This window comes from Gilvimarinus sp. F26214L, from assembly GCF_054401055.1.
The window spans coordinates 1-22,139 of the sequence record NZ_JBTIYG010000002.1 but is presented as its reverse complement, the minus strand read 5'-3'; the positions used below and the strand labels follow the sequence as shown (position 1 = coordinate 22,139).

Annotated in this window: 20 protein-coding genes; 8 read left to right on the top strand and 12 right to left on the bottom strand. The window is 60.9% G+C overall.

The window, feature by feature from the left end:
* The first annotated feature begins 235 nt into the window (after nt 1–235).
* Complete coding sequence (locus ACURWW_RS02325) at nt 236–793, top strand: NnrU family protein (RefSeq protein WP_445615408.1); 558 nt, start codon at nt 236–238, stop codon at nt 791–793.
* A gap of 110 nt (nt 794–903) precedes the next feature.
* Here ACURWW_RS02325 and phoU read toward each other — a convergent pair whose 3' ends face one another.
* From phoU to ACURWW_RS02300, 5 genes are all read right to left on the bottom strand, one after another.
* Nucleotides 904–1,620, bottom strand: coding sequence for a phosphate signaling complex protein PhoU (gene phoU, locus ACURWW_RS02320; RefSeq protein ID WP_445615407.1), 717 nt, complete (start codon nt 1,618–1,620; stop codon nt 904–906).
* Nucleotides 1,621–1,662: 42 nt separating this feature from the next.
* Entirely contained in the window at nt 1,663–2,409 is a 747-nt protein-coding gene (gene pstB, locus ACURWW_RS02315) for a phosphate ABC transporter ATP-binding protein PstB (RefSeq protein ID WP_445615730.1), read from the bottom strand.
* A gap of 166 nt (nt 2,410–2,575) precedes the next feature.
* Complete coding sequence (gene pstA, locus ACURWW_RS02310; RefSeq protein WP_445615406.1) at nt 2,576–3,874, bottom strand: phosphate ABC transporter permease PstA; 1,299 nt, start codon at nt 3,872–3,874, stop codon at nt 2,576–2,578.
* A complete protein-coding gene (pstC, locus tag ACURWW_RS02305) occupies nt 3,867–5,252 on the bottom strand; it encodes a phosphate ABC transporter permease subunit PstC (protein ID WP_445615405.1) in 1,386 nt (461 codons plus the stop codon). The genes pstA and pstC overlap by 8 nt, the downstream gene beginning before the upstream one ends.
* A 123-nt stretch (nt 5,253–5,375) precedes the next feature.
* Nucleotides 5,376–6,419 (bottom strand): PstS family phosphate ABC transporter substrate-binding protein, encoded by a 1,044-nt coding sequence (locus ACURWW_RS02300; RefSeq protein WP_445615404.1) that lies wholly within the window; start codon nt 6,417–6,419, stop codon nt 5,376–5,378.
* A 207-nt stretch (nt 6,420–6,626) separates the two neighbouring features.
* On the opposite strand from ACURWW_RS02300, the gene ACURWW_RS02295 reads away from it, so the two are divergent.
* From ACURWW_RS02295 to ACURWW_RS02285, 3 genes are read left to right on the top strand one after another with little or no spacing between them, the layout of a single operon-like run.
* Nucleotides 6,627–7,196, top strand: a complete 570-nt coding sequence (locus ACURWW_RS02295; protein WP_445615403.1) for a TRAP transporter small permease subunit — start codon at nt 6,627–6,629, stop codon at nt 7,194–7,196.
* Nucleotides 7,193–8,554: a TRAP transporter large permease gene (locus ACURWW_RS02290; protein WP_445615402.1), complete on the top strand. Its 1,362-nt coding sequence runs from the start codon at nt 7,193–7,195 to the stop codon at nt 8,552–8,554. The genes ACURWW_RS02295 and ACURWW_RS02290 overlap by 4 nt, the downstream gene beginning before the upstream one ends.
* A gap of 48 nt (nt 8,555–8,602) precedes the next feature.
* On the top strand, nt 8,603–9,007 hold the full coding sequence (locus ACURWW_RS02285; protein ID WP_445615401.1) for an acyl-CoA thioesterase: 405 nt from the start codon (nt 8,603–8,605) through the stop codon (nt 9,005–9,007).
* Nucleotides 9,008–9,268: 261 nt separating this feature from the next.
* Here ACURWW_RS02285 and ACURWW_RS02280 read toward each other — a convergent pair whose 3' ends face one another.
* The 3 genes from ACURWW_RS02280 to ACURWW_RS02270 form a co-directional block, all read right to left on the bottom strand.
* Complete coding sequence (locus ACURWW_RS02280) at nt 9,269–10,399, bottom strand: TRAP transporter substrate-binding protein (RefSeq protein ID WP_445615400.1); 1,131 nt, start codon at nt 10,397–10,399, stop codon at nt 9,269–9,271.
* A 47-nt stretch (nt 10,400–10,446) separates the two neighbouring features.
* Entirely contained in the window at nt 10,447–12,630 is a 2,184-nt protein-coding gene (gene uvrD, locus ACURWW_RS02275) for a DNA helicase II (RefSeq protein WP_445615399.1), read from the bottom strand.
* A gap of 87 nt (nt 12,631–12,717) precedes the next feature.
* Nucleotides 12,718–13,995 (bottom strand): M48 family metalloprotease, encoded by a 1,278-nt coding sequence (locus ACURWW_RS02270; protein ID WP_445615398.1) that lies wholly within the window; start codon nt 13,993–13,995, stop codon nt 12,718–12,720.
* Between the two features lie 192 nt (nt 13,996–14,187).
* Between ACURWW_RS02270 and ACURWW_RS02265 the strand changes: the two genes are divergently transcribed.
* From ACURWW_RS02265 to ACURWW_RS02255, 3 genes are all read left to right on the top strand, one after another.
* Nucleotides 14,188–14,670, top strand: coding sequence for a DUF4265 domain-containing protein (locus ACURWW_RS02265; protein ID WP_445615397.1), 483 nt, complete (start codon nt 14,188–14,190; stop codon nt 14,668–14,670).
* 69 nt (nt 14,671–14,739) lie between these two features.
* Nucleotides 14,740–15,516, top strand: coding sequence for a peroxide stress protein YaaA (yaaA, locus tag ACURWW_RS02260; protein WP_445615396.1), 777 nt, complete (start codon nt 14,740–14,742; stop codon nt 15,514–15,516).
* Nucleotides 15,517–15,706: 190 nt separating this feature from the next.
* On the top strand, nt 15,707–16,297 hold the full coding sequence (locus ACURWW_RS02255) for a DUF938 domain-containing protein (RefSeq protein WP_445615395.1): 591 nt from the start codon (nt 15,707–15,709) through the stop codon (nt 16,295–16,297).
* 48 nt (nt 16,298–16,345) lie between these two features.
* Here ACURWW_RS02255 and ACURWW_RS02250 read toward each other — a convergent pair whose 3' ends face one another.
* The 4 genes from ACURWW_RS02250 to ubiA all read right to left on the bottom strand — a co-directional run bounded on the left by ACURWW_RS02250 (nt 16,346) and on the right by ubiA (nt 20,578).
* The gene (locus ACURWW_RS02250; protein WP_445615394.1) at nt 16,346–17,518 is read right to left on the bottom strand and encodes a GNAT family N-acetyltransferase; all 1,173 of its coding nucleotides are present in this window, start codon (nt 17,516–17,518) and stop codon (nt 16,346–16,348) included.
* A gap of 59 nt (nt 17,519–17,577) precedes the next feature.
* Nucleotides 17,578–18,897, bottom strand: coding sequence for a phosphate regulon sensor histidine kinase PhoR (phoR, locus tag ACURWW_RS02245; protein WP_445615393.1), 1,320 nt, complete (start codon nt 18,895–18,897; stop codon nt 17,578–17,580).
* A gap of 32 nt (nt 18,898–18,929) precedes the next feature.
* A complete protein-coding gene (gene phoB, locus ACURWW_RS02240) occupies nt 18,930–19,634 on the bottom strand; it encodes a phosphate regulon transcriptional regulator PhoB (RefSeq protein WP_445615392.1) in 705 nt (234 codons plus the stop codon).
* Between the two features lie 62 nt (nt 19,635–19,696).
* Nucleotides 19,697–20,578: a 4-hydroxybenzoate octaprenyltransferase gene (gene ubiA, locus ACURWW_RS02235; protein ID WP_445615391.1), complete on the bottom strand. Its 882-nt coding sequence runs from the start codon at nt 20,576–20,578 to the stop codon at nt 19,697–19,699.
* Between the two features lie 136 nt (nt 20,579–20,714).
* On the opposite strand from ubiA, the gene ACURWW_RS02230 reads away from it, so the two are divergent.
* Nucleotides 20,715–22,031, top strand: a complete 1,317-nt coding sequence (locus ACURWW_RS02230; RefSeq protein WP_445615729.1) for a dicarboxylate/amino acid:cation symporter — start codon at nt 20,715–20,717, stop codon at nt 22,029–22,031.
* Nucleotides 22,032–22,139: the final 108 nt, after the last annotated feature.

Genomic DNA, 22,139 nt, shown 5'->3' with positions numbered 1-22,139 from the left:
TGGCAGCACGCGTCGTGGGGCGCCGGCCCATGGCTGGCGGGCGCGGAAACATGCCGGGATAAACGCTGGCCGGAGCGGCCGGTGAAACATCCTGTCGCCGGGGAACTCGTTCCCTTGAGGATTTTCCAAGAATTACGGGACCCGCCGATACAAAAGTGCGCAGGGACGCGCAACAACAAACTCTGAAACCGGCGGCCGCCTCCCGGCCGGCTGCCCTTCACATTGGGGAGCCTCCATGGCCGTACTCATCGTTGGTCTGATCGTCTTTTTCGCAATCCACTCGTTGCCCACCTTCGTCCCGCTCAGGGCGTCCCTGGTGCAACGTTTTGGGCTCAAGGGTTACAAGCTCGGCTTCACGGCCGTGGCCCTGGTGGGCTTTATTCTCATCATTATCGGCAAGGCCCAGGCCGAATTCATCCACGTGTACGCTCCGCCGGCCTGGGGGCGTCACGCGGCCATGCTGCTGGTGCTGATCGCCTTCATACTGCTGCCCGCGGCTCACATGCCCACCAACATCAAACGCTTCACCCGCCATCCCATGCTCTGGGGTGTGGTCGCCTGGGCGACCGCCCACCTGCTGGCCAACGGGGACCAGGCTTCGCTGCTTCTGTTTGGCAGTTTCCTGGTGTATTCACTGCTGGACATGGTTTCCGCGAACCTGCGCGGTGCCCAGTTCCAGAAAGACAAGCTTGCCTTCAGCAAGGATGCACGGGTGATCGTGGCGGGGCTGGTTGCCTACGGCATCTTCCTGGTCGCCCATCCTTATCTGTTCGGGCCCAAGCTGGTCGGCTAGAGAGCGGCAAAACAGGAAGGCGGCGCCCAATAGAAGACGCCGCTGCACCGTGAGCAGGCGCTTGAGGGTGAGCAAGTGCTTACGTTCACCTGCTCACAGGTGGACGAAGGTCAGGGTTTGCGCACCTGGGCTTCCATCTCCGAAAGGGTGGCGTGCCGGACATCCTTGCCCTTGACCAGGTAGATCAGGTGCTCCGCCAGATTGCGGGCATGGTCGCCGATGCGCTCCAGCGAGCGCAGGGCCCAGAGCAGGTTCATGACCCGGGAAATGGAGCGCGGGTCCTCCATCATGTAGGTCACGAGCTCGCGCAGGGCGGTCTTGTAGTCCCGGTCCACCGCCTGATCCTCGCGCACCACCCCCAGAGCGGCCTCGGCGTCATAGCGCGCAAAGGCATCCAGGGCATGTCGCAGCATGGTGAGAACGCCCGATCCGATATGGCGCAGTTCCACGAAGCCGCCGGGGGCCTTGCCGTGCTCGGACAGGGCAATGGCCATGTGGGCCACCTTCTGGGCTTCATCTCCCATGCGCTCCAGATCCCGTACCGCTTTCGCAACCGCCAGTACCATGCGCAGGTCCGAAGCCGCCGGCTGGCGCTTGGCCAGCACCAGGGTGCACTGCTCGTCAATGCTGACCTCGAGCTCGTCGATTTCCGGTTCGTTCTCCAGCACCCGCTGAGCGAGGCCACTGTCCAGTTCTTCGATACTGCGGATGGCATCGCTGATCTGATTTTCCACCCGGCCGCCCATCTCCAGAAGCTGGGTCTTCAGGCCCTCCAGATCGGAGTTGAATTGCTGGGAAATGTGTTTGTCGAGGCTGAGCTTATCCATGATCCGGCTCCGCAATGCGCAATTATTGATGAGGCAAAAGTATTAACCGAAACGGCCTGTGATATAGGCCTCGGTCAGCTTGTGTTCCGGGTTGGTGAAAACCATCTCCGTATCATTCACCTCAATGAGCTTGCCAAGGTGAAAGTAGGCCGTCCGCGACGAGACACGAGCCGCCTGCTGCATGGAGTGGGTGACGATGGCGATGGTGAAATTTTCGCTCAGCTCCGCGATCAACTCTTCGATTCGGGCGGTGGCAATGGGGTCCAGGGCCGAACAGGGTTCATCCATCAGGATCACTTCGGGGCTCACCGCAATGGTGCGGGCAATGCACAGCCGCTGCTGCTGGCCGCCTGAAAGCCCGGTCCCCGGCTGGTGCAGCCTATCCTTCACTTCATCCCACAAACCGGCTCGCTGGAGGCTGGTCTCCACCACTTCATCCAGTTCCGCGCGGTGATCCACCAGGCCGTGAATGCGCGGGCCGTAGGCAACATTGTCGTAGATGGATTTCGGGAAGGGGTTGGGCTTCTGGAACACCATGCCCACCTGCGCCCGGAGGGGCACCACGTCCAGCTTCGGGTCGTAGATGTCCTGGCCATCCAGCCGGATGTCGCCTTCAATCCGGGCCGACTCGATGGTGTCATTCATTCGGTTCAGGCAGCGCAGGAAAGTGGATTTGCCGCAGCCGGAGGGGCCGATCATGGCAATCACTTCGTTGCGGCCGATATCCAGGTTTACGTCGAACAGCACCTGTTTGTCGCTGTAGAACACCCGGACATCCCGTGCAGACATCTTCGCGGAGTCCACCAGGGGCTGTCCAACAGTGCGCTCTGCGGGCTCTTGGGTGGGGTCGAGTGAGGATGACGAATTATCCACAGGCTCTCGCGGGGCTGAGGGGGGTTGGGCGGTTTCCGCCTTTCGCTCTTCGATAGTTGCCATATCAGTAAATTCCAGAAAATTACCAGCGACGTTCCAGGCGCTTGCGCATCCAAACGGCCAGGGCGTTCATCAGAATCAGAAATGCCAGCAGCACCATGATGGCCGCCGAAGTGCGCTCCACAAAGGCGCGCTCGGGGCTGTCCGCCCACAGGAAGATCTGCACCGGCAGAACAGTCGCGGGGTCGGTCACTCCTGCCGGCAGGTCCACAATAAAGGCCACCATTCCAATCATCAGCAGGGGCGCGGTCTCCCCGAGGGCCTGGGCCATGCCGATGATGGTTCCGGTCAGCATCCCCGGCATGGCCAACGGCAGCACGTGGTGTAGCACCACCTGCATTCGCGACGCGCCGATCCCCATGGCTGCCTCGCGAATCGAGGGAGGCACTGCTTTGATGGCTGCGCGGCTCGAAATGATGATGGTAGGCAGGGTCATCAGACTGAGTACCAGCCCGCCCACGAGGGGTACAGAGCGTGGCAAGCCGAACCAGTTGATGAAGATGGCCAGACCCAGCAGCCCGAAGATGATCGAGGGCACCGCCGCCAGGTTGTTGATGTTCACTTCGATGAGTTCAGTCAGCCGGTTGCGCGGGGCATATTCTTCCAGGTAGACCGCCGCGGCCACGCCAATGGGAAACGACAGGGCCAGGGTCACGGCCAGGGTCAGCAGCGAGCCCAGGGCGGCGCCGGCAATCCCCGCCTGCTCCGGCTCCCGAGAGTCGCTGGCCGTGAAAAAAGTGGTGTTGAACTTGCGCTCCAGATCACCGCTGGCGATGAGAGATTCGATCCACTGCACCTGCTCCTCACTGAGCATGCCGGCAAAGCCCTGCCCGTCGCGCCGGCTTTTGAAGTAAGTATCCACGTCGTCGTCGGCAGGCAACCACAGGGTTACGGTCTCGCCGAGGAGCTCAGGTTGTTCCGTCAGAAGCTGGCGCAGCTCGTAGCCGGCCCCGTTGCTCACCAGCGCATTGAGGCTGCGCCGGGCGGAGCGCCCGCTGACTTCCGGGAAGCGCTCCGACAGCGCGTCGCGCACCGCCGCTTCGTAGTAAGCCTGGCGAATCTGCTCCGGGTCCTGGGGATCATCGATCTCCAGCAGCTCCGCATCCAGCGTCACCTCCAGCCGGACCTCGGTTTGCAAAAATGCCGAATGGCCCTTGCCGATAATGTCCGTGAACAGAATCACCAGCGCGGCCAGACCGAAGAGAATGGACAGCACACCATAGGTGCGAAAGCGCCGCTCGGCCCGGTAACGCCGGGCCAGGCTGCGCTCGACCCGTGAGCGGATGCCGGGGCTTGGATTGGAGTCGGAAGGCTTATTCATAGTGCTCGCGATACTTTTTCACTACGTGGAGGGCCAGGAAGTTCAGGCACAAAGTGACCGCGAACAGCATGAGGCCGAGGGCAAAGGCGGAGAGGGTCTTCGGGCTGTTAAATTCCTGATCCCCCACCAGCAGGGTCACAATCTGTACGGTGACGGTGGTGACCGTTTCCAGGGGGTTGGCGGTGAGATTGGCCGCCAGTCCCGCAGCCATCACCACAATCATGGTCTCGCCGATTGCGCGGGATACCGCCAGCAGCACCCCGCCCACGATGCCCGGCAAGGCTGCCGGCACCACCACCTGCTTGATGGTTTCAGAGCGGGTGGCACCCAGGGCGAGGGCGCCGTCCCGAAGGCTTTGGGGCACGGCGCTGATCACATCGTCCGCCAGGGAGGAGATGAAGGGAATGATCATGACTCCCATCACCAGGCCCGCCGCCAGCGCGCTTTCGGATGATGCGTCCAGGCCCAGGGCAGCGCCCAAATCCCGAATAAAGGGGGCCACCGTCAGGGCGGCAAAAAAACCGTACACCACGGTGGGAATACCGGCAAGAATCTCCAGGGCCGGTTTGACCAGATCCCGTACCCGCCGGGACGAGTACTCGGCCAGATAGATTGCAGCCATGAGCCCCACCGGTACCGCGACCAGCATGGCGATGGCGGAAATCAACAGCGTGCCCACGAACAGTGGCACCGCGCCAAAGCTGCCGGAGCTTCCCACTTGGTCGGCGCGGATCGCGGTCTGCGGGCTCCACTCCAGCCCGAACACGAACTCTGTAAACGGCACCGCGCGGAAAAACCGCAGGGACTCGAACAGCACCGAGAGGACAATACCGGCCGTCGTGGCAATGGCGATCAGGGAGCAGAGCAGCAATCCGAGCCGGAACGCCCGCTCCACCTGGACCCGCGCCTTGAGGTGGGGTGAAACGCGCAGCCACGCGATGATGGAGGAGGCGCAGCCCAGGCTGATGGCCAGGGCCGCGAGGCTCCAGCGGCTGATCTCCTGCAGGCGCGAGAGCCGCTCTGCCGCCTGTTGCAGCGCCGGCTCCACATCGCCGAAGAACGCGCCGCCGGCGATATTCTGCAGCTGGTTCAGCAGCAGACCCTGCTGGGCCGGCGAAAGATTCTGGTACTGCTCCGGCAAACCCGCGATCACCACACTGCGGATGATGGCATCGTCGAAGGCAATCCAGGTCAGGAAGATGAGCAGGCTGGGAACCGCGCACCAGATCGCGGTGAGGGCTCCGTAATAGAACGGCAGGGAGTTGAGCGTGCGCACACCGCCCTGGGCACTTGCGAGCTGAACCGAGCGCTGCCGCCCCAACACATAGGCGAGGCCCGCCAGAACAACTAATACGGCGAGTAGTGTGGAGAGGTTCATCCAGCGCTTACCTTCAAGGTCATAAAGGGCTCACATCAGGTCTTCAAAAATGGCAGCGGCCCGTGCAAACGGGCCACTGTGCAGGTCCAGCGCTTACCGCGCTGCAGCCATTGGGCTTGCAGCTTACAGCTGCAGGTCGTTCAGTTTCTTTACGTCCCGGCCCACTTCCCGACGCTTCTCGCGCGAGAGCGGTATCATCCCCTTGTCGGCCAGATAGCCGTCATCGCCCCAGGCCCGCTCGCGGGTGAACTCTTCCAGATACTGGCGAATCCCGGGAACCACGCCCACATGGGCCTTCTTAACGTAGAAGTACAGGGGGCGCGAAACCGGGTAACTCCCCTCGGCGATGGTGTCGAAGGTGGGCTCGGTGCCGTCGATGCGGGACCCCTGAACCTTGTCGGAGTTCTGGTCCAGAAAGCTGAATCCGAAAATACCCAGTGCCTTCGGGTTTGCTTCCAGCTTCTGGACAATCAGGTTATCGTTCTCGCCGGCCTCCACGTAGCGGCCATCCTCGCGCACACTACGGCACAATTGTTTGTGTTTGCTGCTGTTGGACTCTTCCAACTCCGCGATGGCGGGAAGCTCGTTGCAACCCTCCTCCATCACCAGCTCCACAAAGGCATCCCGCGTCCCCGAAGTGGGTGGCGGCCCCATGACCTCGATGGCCGTGGCGGGCAGCGCGGGGTTCACATCCTTCCAGGTGCGATAGGGGTTGGCCACGAACTCGCCTGAGCCCTTCGGGTCCGGGACCTGTTTGGCCAGCGCCAGATACAGATCCTTGCGGCTGAAATCCAGTTGTTCCGTGCTTCGGGAGTTGGCGATCACAATGCCGTCATAGCCGATCAGCACTTCAACAATGCCCTTTACCCCGTTCCGCTCGCAGAGCTCCACTTCGGACTGCTTGATGCGCCGCGAAGCGTTGGCGATGTCCGGGTGGCTGACACCGATCCCCTGGCAAAAGAGCTTGAGCCCGCCGCCGGAGCCGGTGGACTCCACTTTCGGGGTCTTGAACTGACTGCCGCGGCCAAAGCGCTCGGCAACCACGGTGGAAAACGGATACACAGTCGAGGAACCGACGATGCTGATATAGTCCCGGCCCTGCGCCATCAGCGCGGGTGAGCTGACTAGGGCGCCGGCCAGCGTGAGGGAGAGAAGAGCTTTCTTCACGTTAATCTCCTGAGTTGCCTCTGTTCTGATTTCCCGGGCACTTTAAGACGGAACCGTGACAAGTTTATGAATGCAATGTGACAACCGTGTTACAAAACCGCCCGGGCGCCGCCGCGGGCCTCCGGACGGGCCGGTCGGGAGGCCACTGCCCGGGACAGGTATAATGTCCCTGCGCCCGGCACGATAAAAACAAGGCTTTGCTCTTCCATGACGCTCCCCCCCACCCATTCCGATCCACCTCCCCGGCTTCGATTCCTCGAGCGCCTGATTTCGTCCATCGATGCGTTCACCGCGTGGACAGGGCGCCTCGTGGCCTGGTTGACCCTGCTGATGGGAGCCATCACGGGCATCGTGGTGGTGACGCGATACGTTCTGGGGCTCAACTCCATCGCCCTGCAGGAATCGGTGATCTACATGCACGCCGCCGTGTTCATGCTGGGTGCGGCCTACACCCTTCAACAGGACGGGCATGTCCGGGTGGACATCTTCTATCGACGATTCACCCCCCAGACCCGGGCCTGGGTCAACAGCGTCGGCGGTGTTGTCTTCCTGCTGCCCATCTGCGCCTTCATCGTGATCACCAGCTGGGACTATGTGCTCGCCTCCTGGCGCATCCGCGAGGTCTCCGCGGACGCGGGTGGCATTCCGGCGCTCTTCCTGTTGAAAAGCCTGATTGTCCTGTTTGCGCTCACTCTCGGCGCGCAGGCCATTGCCGAGGTACTGCGTAACCTTCTTCGCCTCATGACGGGCGAGCCACACAAGCCCGGGCACTCATGATCGAACTCATTCCGCTCCTGTTGTTTTTCTGCGTCTGCGGCTTCCTCATGTTCGGCTATCCGGTGGCCTTCACCCTGGGTGGCACCGCACTGCTGTTCGCGGGCCTGGGCATAATCACCGGCACCTTCCACCCGAACCTGCTGTTCGTCTTCCCGGACCGCCTCTTCGGTACCATGAGCAACTACACTCTGGTGGCGGTGCCCTTGTTTGTGCTGATGGGGGTGATGCTGGAAAAGTCCCGATTGGCGGAAGGTCTTTTGCAGGACATGGAAAAAGCCTGCGGCCGTCTTCCGGGTGGCCTGGGCCTCGCGGTGATAGCGGTGGGCATGTTGCTGGCCGCAAGCACGGGCATCGTCGGCGCCAGCGTGGTCACCATGGGGCTCATGTCCCTGCCCACCATGCTCAAACGTGGCTATGATCCCGCCCTGGCCACCGGAACTCTTTGCGCGACCGGCACACTCGGGCAAATCATTCCACCTTCCATTGCTCTGGTTCTCCTGGGCGATACCCTCTCCAGCGCCTACCAGCAGGCCCAGCTCAACGCCGGCGTCAGCAACCCGGCCACGGTTTCGGTGGACGATCTTTTTATCGGCGCCCTGGTGCCCGGCCTGTTGCTGGTGATCTTCTACGGGATCTATGTCATGGCGCGGGCGCGCATTCAGCCGGCGCTCGCGCCGCCGGTCCGCGAAGAGCAACGACCAGAACTCCGCCGCCTGATGTTCAACCTGTTGCCACCGGTGCTGCTGATCCTCGCGGTGCTCGGCTCCATTATTGCCGGCGCGGCCACACCCACCGAAGCGGCCGGCGTCGGTGCCTTGGGTGCGACGTTTCTGGCCCTCGCAAAAAAACAGTTGAACCGCCGACAACTGCGTGAAGTCAGCCTTTCCACGCTGCGTATCAGTGCCATGGTATTCGCCATCCTGATCGGCGCTTCCCTGTTCACGCTCGTGTTTCGCGGTTTTGGCGGGGACGTGCTGGTAGAAGAGTTTTTTGCGGATTTACCGGGCGGCCGCTTTTCGGCAGTACTCCTGGTAATGCTGGTCATTTTTGTTCTGGGGTTCATCCTCGACTTTATCGAAATCACCTTTGTGGTGGTGCCCATCGTCGGCCCCATTCTGCTGGCTATGGGGGTGGACCCGGTCTGGCTCGGCATTATGATCGCCATCAACTTGCAAACTTCATTTTTGACACCACCTTTTGGTTTCGCGCTTTTCTACCTGCGCGGCGTCGCGCCACCGGAGGTCCCAACTTGGGCGATTTATCGTGGCGCGGTGCCTTTTATTATGATCCAATTGCTCCTGCTCGCGGCCCTGGCGCTCTGGCCTGAGTTGGCCACCTGGCTGCCGGCGCGACTGTGATTCTGGACGCAAATTAGAATTCGAAGTATCCGATGAGGTGGTTGTTGAATGCCCGAGATTGATGACGATCCGGTTCCCACGGGAACCCTCACCCTCCAGACCCTGGCCATGCCGGCGGACACCAATTCCAACGGGGACGTTTTTGGGGGTTGGCTTCTTTCGCAGATGGACCTGGCGGGTTCCATTCTTGCCCACGAGTATGCACGCGGTCGGGTGACTACAGTGGCGGTCGGTGGAATGAGCTTCTTGCGTCCGGTTCCGGTCGGGTCCACGGTCAGCTGTTATGCGCAGGCCCTGGAAACCGGCCGTTCTTCAATTCGAGCGCTGGTGGAAGTGTGGATCCGCTCCCGCACCACCTGGGAAATCGAAAAAGTCACCGAGGGCGAGTTTGTCTACGTGGCAATTGACGATAAGGGCCGGACGCGACCTTTGCAGCGGCATTTGGACGATTAAACAGTCCGGTCCGATGATCCGACGCTGGCACAGTCTGTCAGCATCAGGCTCCCGTGGTGGCGAGAATAGCGAGCGGGAGTTTTGTTTCAGACCCGGAGCCCTGGGTCAGGACGAATGCGGCAGACCCATTTGTTGGGTTACGGCTGCGCCTAACCCAACCTACACAGCCGTCCCCCGAAACACCTCCCGATCCCGTAGGTTGGGTTAGCGAAGCGTAACCCAACAGCTGGCGAGCTGTGGCAGCAGATCCAGAACCTCGCGTCAATCAGAAGACCGCAATTGGTAATACGCTTCTTCGGTAATGGCGTGATAGGGGCGGACTTCTTCCAGGTAGCTCCAATAAGCTTCGGAGACCCGGGCGAAGGTGGGGTCATTGGCGGCGGTTTCGGAGTCGATGGCCAGCGATACTTCACGGAACCTGTTCAGCACATCATCCGGTAAGCGCCGGATCTCCACCTTGCCTGTGTTGCGCAACTGTTGAAGCGCCCGGGTGTTGCGGGTGGTGTACTCGTCCAGCATGTCCTGGTTGACGCTGCGCGCCGCCAGGGCGATGATCTTCTGCAAATCCTCCGGCAGTGATTCATAAGCTGCCTTGTTAACCGTGATTTCCAGCGCGGGGCCCGGTTCCTGCCAGCCGGGGTAATAATAGTAGCGGGCCACCTTATGCAGACCGAAGGCTACATCGTTGTAGGGGCCGATCCAGTCCACCGCATCGATTACCCCCGTCTGCATGGCTGTATAGACTTCCCCGCCCGCTACATTCACCGCTGTGCCGCCCGCGCGGCGAAACACCTCGCCCCCAAGGCCCGGAATGCGCATGCGCAAGCCGCGCAAATCCGCCAGTGAATTGATCTCCTTGTTGAACCAGCCTGCCATCTGCACACCCGTACTGCCGCCCGGGAAGGGAATCAGATTGAATGGTTCGTAAATTTCCCGCCACAATTCCAGGCCGCCCCCATGGAACAGCCAGCCGTTCATCTCCTGTGCGTTCATACCAAAGGGAACGGCGGTAAAGAACTGGGCTGCGGGTATCTTGCCTTTCCAGTAGTAGGCGGCGCTGTGGCCCATTTCGACGCTGCCGGAGGAGACCGCATCGAACACGCCCATGGCCGGAACAAGTTCGTCCGCACCATAAACGCGAATCACTAACCGGCCACCGCTCGCTTCATTCACGAAACGGGCGAAATTTTCGGCGCCCACTCCAGTGCCCGGAAGATTCTTCGGCCAGGACGTAACCATGCTCCAGCGAAACTGCTGTTGCTCACCGGCGGCGAAACCGCTGCCGCGATTTTCAGGCTTCGCTTTCTCCCCCACATAGAGGCCGAACAGCACCACAAGAGCGGCCAGCAGGAAGAGCGTTACTGCGGGAAGAATGCGGATGTTGTTGGCCATATCAGTCCGATTGTTTTGGTGGGTGGGCTCTTCCCGGGTTCAGTCAGCTATAGCGCTTCGAGCTTCGCGTACTGCAGCACCAGCCATTTGCTGCCTTCGCCGTCGAAGTTCACCTGTACGCGCGCGCCACCGCCCTGCCCTTCGAAATGTACCACCACACCTTCACCGAACAGAGAGTGGCGAACGCGCTGGCCCAGTTGCAGACCTTCACAGCTTGTCGGGCTCACGGGCATGCTGCTCGCGTAGGGGCGATAGCTGACCGGCCGGCTGATGCTGCTGTTGATGCGGATTTCATTGATGAGGTCGGTGGGGATTTCCCGCACAAAACGAGACAGGCGATTGAAACTCTCCTTGCCGTGCAGGCGCCGCGCTTCGGCGTGGGTGATGATGAGTTTCTCCATGCCCCGGGTTATCCCGACGTAGCAGAGGCGGCGCTCTTCTTCGAGGCGATCCGGGTCCTCGGCAGACATGCGGTGGGGGAAGAGGTTTTCCTCCATACCGGCGAGGATCACCAGGGGAAACTCCAGCCCCTTGGCCGAGTGCAGGGTCATCATCTGCACCGCGTCTTCGAACTCGTCGGCCTGGGTGTCGCCAGCGTCCAGCGCCACAGTGTCGAGAAACTCCTGCAGTTGGCTGCGCTCCTCTTCGTCTTCAGCGCGGGCTTCGGGGGTGAACACCCGGCAGGCATTCACCAGTTCTTCCAGGTTCTCCACCCGGGCCTGGCCCTTCTCGCCTTTTTCGTTGCCGTGGTAGTCGTAGAGGCCGGTCGACTGCAGGGTTTGCTCGGCCAGCTCTTCCAGGGTGAGTTCCTGTCCCTCCCGGTCCAGGCGATCCACCAGGTCGATAAAACTGCGCACGGCGTTGGCGGCGCGGGCGGTCAGCCCCGAACCGGCGAGCATTTTCTTGCTGGCTTCCCACAGGGAACAGCCTTCGTCCCGCGCGCGTTCGCGCAGGGTGTCCAGTGTTTTGCCGCCGATGCCCCGTGGCGGAGTGTTGATGACCCGCTCGAAGGCGGCGTCGTCGAAGCGGTTGGCGATCAGGCGCAGATAGGCAAGTGCGTTGCGAATCTCGAGGCGTTCATAGAAGCGCTGCCCGCCGTAGATCCGGTAGGCGACCCCCTCGGTGAGGAAGGCCTCCTCCAGCACCCGCGACTGGGCGTTGGAGCGATAGAGCACCGCCGTATCCCGGTAGGAGTTGCCCTGCTGCACGAAGTCCTTGATGCGCTCGACGATGAACCGCGCTTCATCCTGCTCGTTGAAGGCGCTGTAGAGGTCGATAAGCTCGCCGTCCTTGCTGTCGGACCACAGCTCCTTGCCGAGCCGGGAGGCATTATTGGCAATCACCGCATTGGCTGCTTTGAGGATGGCGTTGGTCGAGCGGTAGTTCTGTTCCAACCGGGTGACAACCGTATCGGGAAAGTCCTTGCTGAACTGGTGGATGTTTTCGATGCGCGCGCCCCGCCAGCCGTAAATGCTCTGGTCGTCGTCGCCCACGGCCGTGACAAAGCACTGGTCTCCTGCCAGAACCCGAAGCCAGGCGTACTGCACCGCGTTGGTGTCCTGAAACTCGTCCACAAGAATAAACGGGAAGCGCTGCTGATAGTGGCGCAGCAAGGCGGGATTGTTCAGCCAGAGCTCGTGGGCCCGCAGCAACATCTCTGCAAAGTCCACCATGCCGCCGCGCTGGCAGGCCTCTTCGTAGGCCCGGTAAATCTGCAGCATGGTCCGCTGGAACAGGTCGCCGCCGGATTCCTGAATATGGTGGGGGCGCAGTCCCTCGTCCTTCTGGGAGTTGATGAACCACTGACTTTGACGGGCGGGCCAGCGGCTGTCGTCCAGGCCGAGGCTCTGGCTCACCCGCTTGACCAGCCGCAGCTGATCGTCGCTGTCGAGGATCTGAAAATTCTGAGGGAGACCCGCCTCCTGCCAGTGGGCCTTGAGCAGGCGATGGGCCAGCCCGTGAAAGGTGCCCACCCACAATCCCCGCGGAGCGATGCCCAGCAGGTCTTCAAGCCGGCTGCGCATTTCCCGCGCTGCCTTGTTGGTGAAGGTCACGGCCATCACGCTGTAGGGAGACACCCTTTCCACCTGAATCAGCCAGGCGATGCGGTGCACCAGTACGCGGGTTTTGCCACTGCCCGCGCCTGCGAGAATCAGTTGATGGCCGGGACGCGCGGCCACAGCCTGGCGCTGCGCGTCGTTGAGAGAGTCGAGTAGTGGAGAAACGTCCATCCGGTGATTGTACCGAAAGGTGTACAAAATTACAGGAATTGGCCCGACGGCCCGCACAGCAAAGTCGCGAGCCGTCGGTGGCCGCCACTACTGAGCGGCGGGGGCAACTCCCATCTGCTGCAGTTGAGCCCGGGCGGCCTGGCCCACTTCGCCGCCGGCGGAAGCGGCAACCTGGAAGTACTGCACGGCCTCGCGCGTCTCGCCCAGTTCGCGGCTCACCTGGCCCAGGAAGTAGTTGGTTATGGGCGTATCCAGGTATTGCTGGCTCTGGAGCAGGTCCGTTTTGGCGGCGCGCGGGTTGCCGCTGGCCTGATGCACGGAAGCACGGCCGATGTACGGGCTGAAATACTCCGGATAGAGTTCGATGGCATGGTCATAGGCATCCAGGGCTTCGTCTGGCTGCTTTTTTGCGGCCAGTATGTAGCCCTTGGTTTCCCAGAAGTGGCTTTCCCGCGGCTGGCGCTCAATGGCACGATTGACCAGGGCGAGGCCCTGATCCAGATCCTTGTCGTTCACGGCGGCGACCGCTTGCTGGTGGACGTCATAAGCTTCCTTGTCCTGACGAATCCGCGCCGTGGCACGCTGGAATGCCTCCTTGTTGCGCGCGCTGCCGGCAAGATTGCGGGCATGCTGTCGATTGGCTTCCACCCGCTCCTGGGACGGCGGATGGCTCGCGAACAGCCCGGATAGAAAGTCCTGGCGCTGATTGTTGCTCAACTGAACGAAGGTCTCCTGCAATTCAACGGCGCCCCGCGGGTCGTAGCCCGCCCGCGCCATGTATTCCATGCCGTAGCGGTCCGATTCCAGTTCGTGGTTGCGCCCGTAGCGGGCCTGCCAGGCCGCCGCGGAAAGGCCGGTCCCCAATGCAATCAGCTGGTTGTAATCCGAGTCCCGCGCCACCTGGCCAATCACCTGGCTACCGATGCCGAGCAACGCTCCCTGGGTCATCTGGTTGGCGGAATGACGGGCCGCTGCGTGGACGATCTCATGGGCCAGTACGGCGGCCAGCTGAGACTCGTCCTGAAGGTGCAGCAGCAGTCCGCGGTTGACGGCGATCTTGCCGCCGGGGAGGGCCCAGGCGTTGGGCACGTCGTTGTTGAGCACCACGAACTCGTAGGGCAGGTTCGGCCGGTCGCTCACTTCCGCCAGCTTCTGACCCACACTGTTCACATAGGGCGTCAGGTCCGGGTCCACCATGTAGCGGCCACCCTGTGCCTGCACGCTGGGCTGATAATTCTGTTGGCCGATGGCCACTTCCTGCTGAGCCGAAATCAGGCTGAACTCCGACTCCCCGGTAACGGGGTTTTCCGAACAACCACTCAGCAGAACGGCTGAAGCCACGCAGGCGGCAAGAAACTTGCGCAAGGTTTGGTCTCCTATCTCTACTATTGCCGGGGTTCAACCCCCGGCGCTGTATACCCGCTTCCCGATCACTTAAACTAGCAGGCTGTTGAAAAGTCGTTCTCGGCGGCTTGCCGGGCCGTGCTGAGCCAGACATGAGGCTGAGCAGCGGTCGCTCCATTCTATCAGTCCGATTCACCAACCAGGAGCTCTGTAATGCAGTCCCTACAGGAACTCGAACTACTCGCCGGCTACGACCCGGAGGGCAAACCGGTGGCGGAGCGCTTGCAGGTCAAAGTGAACGAAGATGGCAACTATCAGCTGGTTCGTTCCCCCGCCTTCGTCCGCGGGCTTGCCAGCGGCGATATTATCAAGCTCGACTCAGACAGCCAGCAGTTTGAGATTGTTCAGCACAGCGGCAACCTGGCGATCTGCATTTACAGCCGCGAAAATGCCACCCGGCTCAGCGAGGCCCTGACTCCCCAGCTCGAAAAACTGGGTGGCCACCTGGACCTGGAAACGGAACGCATGCTGGTTTATTCCATCCATGTGAGCATCGGTTTCAAGAACATTGAGGAATTGCTGAACCAGCACGTTACGGCCGAGAGCCAGAGCGTCTGGCAATACGGAAACGTCTACGACCCGGAGGACGGACAAACTCCACTGAACTGGTGGCTCGACATTCTGAAACCACAATGAGTGCGGACCGAACTCCCGGTCGTCGGGAGTGTTGCCGAACCAACTGAAGGATACGCAAAGAGAACCAACATGCTGATTGTGATCTCCCCCGCAAAAACCCTGGATTACGAAACTCCCCCGGTGACGGACCTGCACACCACACCGGAGTTTATCCCCGAGAGCAAGAAGCTCATCAAAGCACTGCGGGAGCTGGCTCCACAGGACATCTCCAAACTGATGGGCATCAGCGACAAACTCGGGACACTCAATTACGACCGGTTTCACAACTGGAAGCCCACATTCACGGAAAAGAACTCCAAGCAGGCGATCCTCGCTTTCAAGGGCGATGTTTATACGGGCCTGGAGGCGGACACCTTCAAGGCGGCGGATTTCAATTTTGCCCAGAAACACCTGCGCATTCTTTCGGGGCTCTACGGCCTGCTGCGTCCACTGGATCTGATGCAGCCCTACCGCCTGGAAATGGGAACCAAATTTCGCGTGGGGGAGGCCAAAGACCTGTACAGTTTCTGGGGGAGCAAAATCACCGAGAAGCTCAACGAAGACCTGAAGGCGGTGAAGTCCCACCTGTTGGTGAACCTGGCTTCCAACGAGTACTTCAAAGCCGTCCAGCCACGCAAACTGGAAGCGGATCTGGTCTCGCCCGTATACAAGGATTGGAAAAACGGTCAGTACAAGATCATCAGCTTCTACGCCAAAAAAGCCCGGGGCATGATGAGCGCGTTCATCATCCGCAACCGCATCACGGAAGCCGACGACCTCAAGGATTTCGATTGGGACGGCTACGCCTTCGCCCCCAAGTTATCCAAGCCCGGCGAGCCGGTATTTACTCGCAAGGCCGCCCCGTAACCCGTCGCGATGGTCGTGCTGAAATGTTGGGTTACGGCTTCGCCTAACCCAACCTACGAGGGCACCGAGGTCATGTGTGTAGGTTGGGTTAGCGCAGCGTAACCCAACAATCGGGCATCAAACTCGGCGGGGGTGTAGGTTGGGTTAGCGCAGCGTAACCCAACACAACGAAACACAGGGGAGCAGCTTCATGAAACCGTTTTCTCAAGCCTGCGAGAACAACAAGCAGCCAATCCTGGATGTTCTGCAGCGCGTCTTCGCAGATCGCACGCAGGTGCTGGAAATCGGCAGCGGTACCGGCCAGCACGCTGTTTATTTTGCGGAGAAGATGCCGCACCTGCATTGGCAGACCAGCGACTTGCCCGAAAACCATCCGGGCATTGTCGAATGGCTGAATGACGCCAAGCTGCCTAACCTGAGCAAGCCCATCGTCCTCGACGCGGACCAGCAGCCCTGGCGTGTGGAACCGGTGGATGCCGTGTTCAGCGCCAACACCCTTCACATCATGTCCTGGACCCAGGTGCAGCGATTCTTCAAAGCCCTTCCCTCCGTAACCAGGCCCGGTGCCGTGATCGCCATCTACGGCCCCATGAACTACAACGGCAATTTCACCAGCGACAGCAACCGCAACTTCGACGCCTGGCTGAAGCAGCGCGGAGCACATCAGGGCATTCGGGATTTCGAATCGGTCAATGCCCTGGCCGAAGAGGCAGGTCTGAACCTCCTGGAAGACAATCCGATGCCGGCGAACAACCGATTATTGGTTTGGAAGAAAAGCTGAGATGCGAGATCTCGCGGACGACGAAACCGTGCGCCTCCTGCGACCCGTTCACTTTCGACCCTTGTCCTGAGTCTCTCCGCTTTTAAACGGCAATACGCTTCGCGCTTCCGCCATATACATCTCGATCCCCGGACGCTCCCGCTCCAGAAAATCCTCGATCGCGGCGCGAAACTGGGGGTGGGCGATCCAGTGATTGGACCAGGTGGCCACCGGGGTAAAACCGCGCTGAATCTTGTGCTCGCCCTGGGCACCGGGGTCGAAACGCTTGAAGCCATTGCGAATCGCATAGTCGATGCCCTGGTAGTAACAGGCTTCGAAATGCAGAAACTCGTACTCGCGGCTGCAACCCCAATAGCGCCCGTACAGGGTGTCCCCTCCCTGGAAGAACAGGGACGCCGCGACCATCTCCTGCCCCTCCCGGGCGATCACCATGACAATCTGTTCGGGCATGGTCTCGGCGAGGGTAAGAAAAAAGCCCTCGTTCAGGTAGCCGTGGCGGCCGCTGCGCTTGAAGTAAGTAAGGTGGTAAAACAGATAGAATTCCCGCCATTCCCCGGCGGTGATATCCCGTCCATTCTTGACCTCCAGCTCCAGGCCCTGTTCGGCAACCCGCCGCCGCTCCCGCTTCAGGTTCTTGCGTTTGCGTGAACTGAAGGTGGAGAGGAAATCCTCGAAATCACGATAGCCTTCGTTGAGCCAATGAAACTGGCAACCCATGCGCCGCGACGCGCCCGCCCCTTCCAGGCGGGTGCACAGCTCTTCCTCAGGAAAGAGACAATGCCAGGAGGAGGCGCCAATGGAGCGGCCCTCTTCCGTGATGGCGGAGACAAAGGTTTGCGTCGCTGCCGCTAGGTCTACCTCACCCGCCAGGCACAGCCGCGGTCCCGTGGCCGGCGTAAAGGGAATGGCCGTGACCAGTTTCGGATAATAGGGAAAGCCGTGGCGGTGGTAAGCATCCGCCCAGGCCCAGTCGAAGACGTACTCACCAAACGAATCCAGCTTTTTATAGAGCGGCATGATCCCCACCACATCACTCCCTTCTTTGAGCAGCGCATGGTGACCTTGCCAGGGCGTATCGGCGCCCACACAGCCGGCACTTTCAAGCGCGGCGAGAAAGGCGTGGTTGAGGAATGGATAGTCCGTAGCCCAGAGCCCGTTCCAGGTCTCCCGCGGAACTTCGGTGACGGCGGGTACGAATTCGACTTTCCGGGATGGCTGCATGGCAAACTTCTGGTTGGCTTGCGACGGGTTCTGCAGCGACCAGTTGGCACCGCATCGGGCTAGCCGGGCAAATCCAGGTGCTGCCGGTCGCCCTCCGCGCGCACCCGGCTCAGGGGGAAGCTGCAGGTAAAGGTGCTGCCCTTGCCGGGCGAACTCTCAATGCTGAGTTTGCCATCGTGGCGCAGCAGGACGTGTTTGACAATAGCCAGCCCCAGTCCGGTTCCCCCGCTTTTGGCGGTGCGGCCGGAATCCACCCGGTAAAAGCGCTCCGTGAGGCGCGGCAGATGAACGGGGTCGATGCCCACCCCGTTGTCGCTGACAGCAATGTGCAGCCCCCTGTCGTCACGGTACACGCGCAGGCTCACCACGGTGCCGGGTGGTGAGTAATTGATGGCATTCACCACCAGGTTGGAAATGGCGCTGTGCAGTTCCTTTTCGCGACCGCGAATCGCCACGTTCTGATCAGCATCCAGTTTGATCACGTAGCTGTCCCCCCCTATGGCAAGAGCTTCGTCCTTGATCGTTCGGAGCAGGGTCGCGACGGAGATCAGCGTCTGCTCTTTTTCGGGCTCTTCGGTTTCCAGCCGCGACAGGGTGATCAGGTCATTGACCAACAAGCTCATCCGTTCGCTCTGCTGCTGCATCGGGGTGAGGGCCTTCTCCCACTGGGGCGCCACGTCGGGAGCCTGATCGGCCAGAGTTTCCAGGTAGCCCTTAAGAACGGTGAGGGGTGTGCGCAGCTCGTGGGATACGTTGGCCACAAAATCCCGGCGCACCTGTTCGAGGCGGTGCAGGCGCGTTACATCACGGATCATCACCAGGCGCTCGTCCTGGCCGTAACGGGTAATCTGAAACTGAAGGCGGCGGGCGTCGTCCTGGGGTGATGGAATGGTGATGGGTTCCCGATAGTTGCCGGCCTCGAAATAGGCAACAAACTGAGGATTACGGATGAAGTTGAGCAAAGCTTGATGGCGGTCACCGGGCTCGAAGGCCAGCAGTTCGGTGGCCGCTTCGTTCCACCAGTTCATGTTGCCCCGTTTGTCGAGCACGATCGCGGCATCGGGCAGGGCCGCGGTGGCTTCCTGAACCCAATCGAGAGTCGCCTTCAGCCGCGCTTTTTCCTTCTCCCGGCGTTTCTGCAAGTGGTAAAGGCGATCGAAAACTTCCCCCCAGAAGCCGCTCGCGTCCGGTGGCAAGCCCGGCTCGCGCTCGCGGATCCAGCGCTCCAGGCGATAGATCTGCCAAAGCGTCCAGGCCATGTAGAGGGCGCCGCCCGCAATCAGGGTCCAACTCAGGTAGCCGTTCAGCAACCCGAAGCCGATGCAGACGATGGTGATGATCAGTACCCGCCGGATTTCGGCGGCAAATCCCCGATACAAGCTGGTGACCTACATGTGAGGGACGCGTTTGCTCACGCGTCCAGTGGGATCTTGGTGGAAAACCGGTAACCGGCGCCGCGCACCGTTTGCACGTAGCGGTCATGGCCATCAAGGCTCAATGCCTTGCGCAGGCGACGGATGTGAACGTCCACAGTCCGCTCCTCGACGTACACGTTGCCGCCCCAGACGTGGTCAAGCAACTGGCTGCGAGTGTACACCCGTTCCTGGTGGGTAAGAAAAAACTGGAGCAGGCGGTATTCCGTGGGGCCGATTTGCACCGGCTGATCGTTAATGGTGACCCGGTGGCTGGCCGGATCCAGGCAGAGCCCTTCGACCCGCAGGGGCTCCGCTTCTTCCTCGGGTCCCGCGCGCCGCAGAACGGCCTTCAGGCGCGCCACCAGTTCACGGGGTGAGAAAGGTTTGGTGATGTAGTCATCGGCACCCACTTCCAGGCCCTGGATCTTGTTGTCTTCCTCACCCTTGGCAGTCAGCATGATGATGGGGGTGCGGGCGGTGACTTCGTCGCGCTTCAGGCGCCGGGCCAGTTCGATGCCGCTGGTTTGGGGCAGCATCCAGTCCAGCAAAATCAAGTCGGGATTTTCGTCGATAATCAGGCCGTGTGCCTGTTGCGCGTCCTCGGCTTCCAGGCAGCGATAGTCCGCCATCTCCAGCGCGACCCGTAACATGTCGCGGATGGGCGCTTCATCGTCGACGATCAGAATGGTTTTTTTGGCCATGAGTCTGGTGGTGTCCCCCGTACGTCTCTGGCACACCATTAAAGAGACAATCTGTTACAGCTTTATGACACGGCTCCGCCTGCGACCGTGTCGGCCAGCACGCCAACGAATACCGCCATGCCCACCCAGTTGTTGTTCATGAAGGCGCGAAAGCACTGCTGGCGGTCCCGGTTCCTGATCAAATACTGCTGATACGCAAAGAGCCCCGCCACAGCAATCAGACTGAGCTTATACAAGAGCCCAAGCTCGAAACGCGAGCCCATCACCAGCAAGGCGCCCAATGTCATCACCTGGAGCATGGCGGTAATGCTGCGGTCGTTCTCGCCAAAGAGGATGGCTGTGGATTTAATGCCTATTTTCAGATCGTCGGGCCGATCCACCATTCCGTAAAAGGTATCGTAGACCACCGTCCACAGCAGGTTGGCGATATAAATCACCCACACTTCGCTCGGCAGTTCGCCGGTCTGCGCCGCATAGGCCATGGGAATCGACCAGGAGAAGGCTGCGCCCAGCACTATCTGGGGCAGGTGGGTGTAGCGCTTGGCAAAGGGATAACAGAAGGCCAGCGCCAACCCGCCGAGGGATAGCTTTATGGTGAGGGCATTGGTCAGCAGCACCAGCAGAAAGGCCAGCAGGCACAGCCCCACGAAAATACCGATGGCTTCCTTCGAGGTCACCAACCCCTTGGCCATGGGCCGGTTGCGGGTGCGCTCCACGTGGCCGTCGAAGTTGCGGTCCGCAAAGTCGTTGATCACACAACCGGCGGCCCGCATCACAATGGTGCCGAGCACGAAGATCACCACCACCCCCCAGTGCGGACTACCCTCCCCGGCGATCCACAGGGTCCAGAGCGACGGCCACAGCAGCAGCAAGGTGCCGATGGGCCGGTCGAAACGCATGAGCTGGATGTAGGGCGTAAAGCGGTCGAGCTGGATGGTGGTCATAGGTCGCGGGGGAATGAACAAAATGTAGGCGGCACTATAGCATTTTGCGCCGCAGGGGGCTCAAACCCATCCAATCTTGTATTTGGCACGAGTTTTAGCCTAAGGTCTCCCGAATATAAAAAGGAGAGAGACCGTGATCACACGCATTCCCCTGCATTGGCAGATCCTCATCGCCATCGTTGCCGCTTTCGTCGCCGGGAGCCTCACCACCCCCGACACGAGCGTGCTGGGCATTCCCGCCCTCAGCGCCGTTGATTTCATCGGCACCTTGTTCCTGAACGGGCTGACGATGATCATCGTGCCCCTGGTGCTCTCATCCATCATCTGCGGTGTGTCGGGCATGGGCAGCGGCGAGGACATCGGCCGTCTCGGTGCCAAGACTCTTGGGTTCTACCTGCTCTCCAGCCTCGCGGCCATCCTCATCGGTCTGGCGGTGGTCAATACCATTCAGCCGGGCTACATCAACGGCGAGTCGGCGGGCGACAGAATGAACCTGGTGCCCGCCGAGCAAGTCGCCGCGGAAATCCAGCGCGCCGAAGGCCGAGACGCGGGGGACATTGTCGAGGTCTTCCTACGCATGGTGCCGCCCAACATCGTCGCGGCGGCCAGCGAGGGGCAAATGCTGGGGATCATCTTCTTCGGCCTGCTGTTCGGTTACTTCATGACCCGCGTCGCGGGCGCACACAAGCAGACTCTGCTGGATTTCTGGCAGGCGGTCTTCGACACCATGATGGGCATTACCATGTTTATCATGAAGTTCGCGCCCATCGGTGTGTTCGGACTGGTGGCGGAGACCATCGCCAATACCGGCTTCGAAGCCATCCGCATCATGGGCTGGTTCTTCGTTACGGTGGTGATCGCCCTTGGGCTGCACATCTTTTTAACCCTGCCCCTGGTCCTCCGCTACGTGGCCCGGGTCAGCCCGCTGCGGCACTACCGCGCCATGGCGCCCGCCATGCTGACGGCATTTTCGACCGCGAGCTCCTCCGGCACTTTGCCCCTGACCATGGAATGTGTGGAGAAGAACGCAGGGGTATCCAACCGCACCAGCTCGTTTGTGCTGCCACTGGGGGCGACCGTGAACATGGACGGCACCGCGCTCTATGAATGTGTGGCGGTGATCTTCATCGCCCAGGCCTATGGAGCCGATCTTTCATTCGCTTCGCAGTTGACCGTGGTGATCATTGCTCTGCTCACCTCAATCGGAGTGGCCGGCATTCCGGCGGCCAGCCTGGTGGCCATCATGGTCATCATGACCGCGCTGGATCTGCCCCTGGAATTGGTGGGCCTATTGATGGTGACCGACCGCCTGCTGGATATGATGCGCACCGCAGTGAACGTGTTCAGCGACAGTTGCGCGGCGGTGGTGATTGCGAAATCCGAAGGGGAGCAAACGGTCCTTACCGGCCCGCAACCGGCCGCCGGGCACATCCAGAATTACAGCGAGAGTTGAGCAAAAAAGTTTTGTTGGGTTACGGCCTTCGGCCTAACCCAACCTTGTATCTGTCCTGCGACTCTGGCTAGCTACCGGGGCGCGAATGAGGGGCAGGTAAGTTCGACC

What these genes read in the sequence shown, in the direction of transcription:
- ACURWW_RS02325 (WP_445615408.1), top strand. Translation starts at nt 236, where the DNA reads ATGGCCGTACTCATCGTTGGTCTGATCGTCTTTTTCGCAATCCACTCG.
- phoU (WP_445615407.1), bottom strand. Translation starts at nt 1,620, where the DNA reads ATGGATAAGCTCAGCCTCGACAAACACATTTCCCAGCAATTCAACTCC.
- pstB (WP_445615730.1), bottom strand. Translation starts at nt 2,409, where the DNA reads ATGTCTGCACGGGATGTCCGGGTGTTCTACAGCGACAAACAGGTGCTG.
- pstA (WP_445615406.1), bottom strand. Translation starts at nt 3,874, where the DNA reads ATGAATAAGCCTTCCGACTCCAATCCAAGCCCCGGCATCCGCTCACGG.
- pstC (WP_445615405.1), bottom strand. Translation starts at nt 5,252, where the DNA reads ATGAACCTCTCCACACTACTCGCCGTATTAGTTGTTCTGGCGGGCCTC.
- ACURWW_RS02295 (WP_445615403.1), top strand. Translation starts at nt 6,627, where the DNA reads ATGACGCTCCCCCCCACCCATTCCGATCCACCTCCCCGGCTTCGATTC.
- ACURWW_RS02290 (WP_445615402.1), top strand. Translation starts at nt 7,193, where the DNA reads ATGATCGAACTCATTCCGCTCCTGTTGTTTTTCTGCGTCTGCGGCTTC.
- ACURWW_RS02285 (WP_445615401.1), top strand. Translation starts at nt 8,603, where the DNA reads ATGCCCGAGATTGATGACGATCCGGTTCCCACGGGAACCCTCACCCTC.
- ACURWW_RS02280 (WP_445615400.1), bottom strand. Translation starts at nt 10,399, where the DNA reads ATGGCCAACAACATCCGCATTCTTCCCGCAGTAACGCTCTTCCTGCTG.
- uvrD (WP_445615399.1), bottom strand. Translation starts at nt 12,630, where the DNA reads ATGGACGTTTCTCCACTACTCGACTCTCTCAACGACGCGCAGCGCCAG.
- ACURWW_RS02265 (WP_445615397.1), top strand. Translation starts at nt 14,188, where the DNA reads ATGCAGTCCCTACAGGAACTCGAACTACTCGCCGGCTACGACCCGGAG.
- yaaA (WP_445615396.1), top strand. Translation starts at nt 14,740, where the DNA reads ATGCTGATTGTGATCTCCCCCGCAAAAACCCTGGATTACGAAACTCCC.
- ACURWW_RS02255 (WP_445615395.1), top strand. Translation starts at nt 15,707, where the DNA reads ATGAAACCGTTTTCTCAAGCCTGCGAGAACAACAAGCAGCCAATCCTG.
- ACURWW_RS02250 (WP_445615394.1), bottom strand. Translation starts at nt 17,518, where the DNA reads ATGCAGCCATCCCGGAAAGTCGAATTCGTACCCGCCGTCACCGAAGTT.
- phoB (WP_445615392.1), bottom strand. Translation starts at nt 19,634, where the DNA reads ATGGCCAAAAAAACCATTCTGATCGTCGACGATGAAGCGCCCATCCGC.
- ubiA (WP_445615391.1), bottom strand. Translation starts at nt 20,578, where the DNA reads ATGACCACCATCCAGCTCGACCGCTTTACGCCCTACATCCAGCTCATG.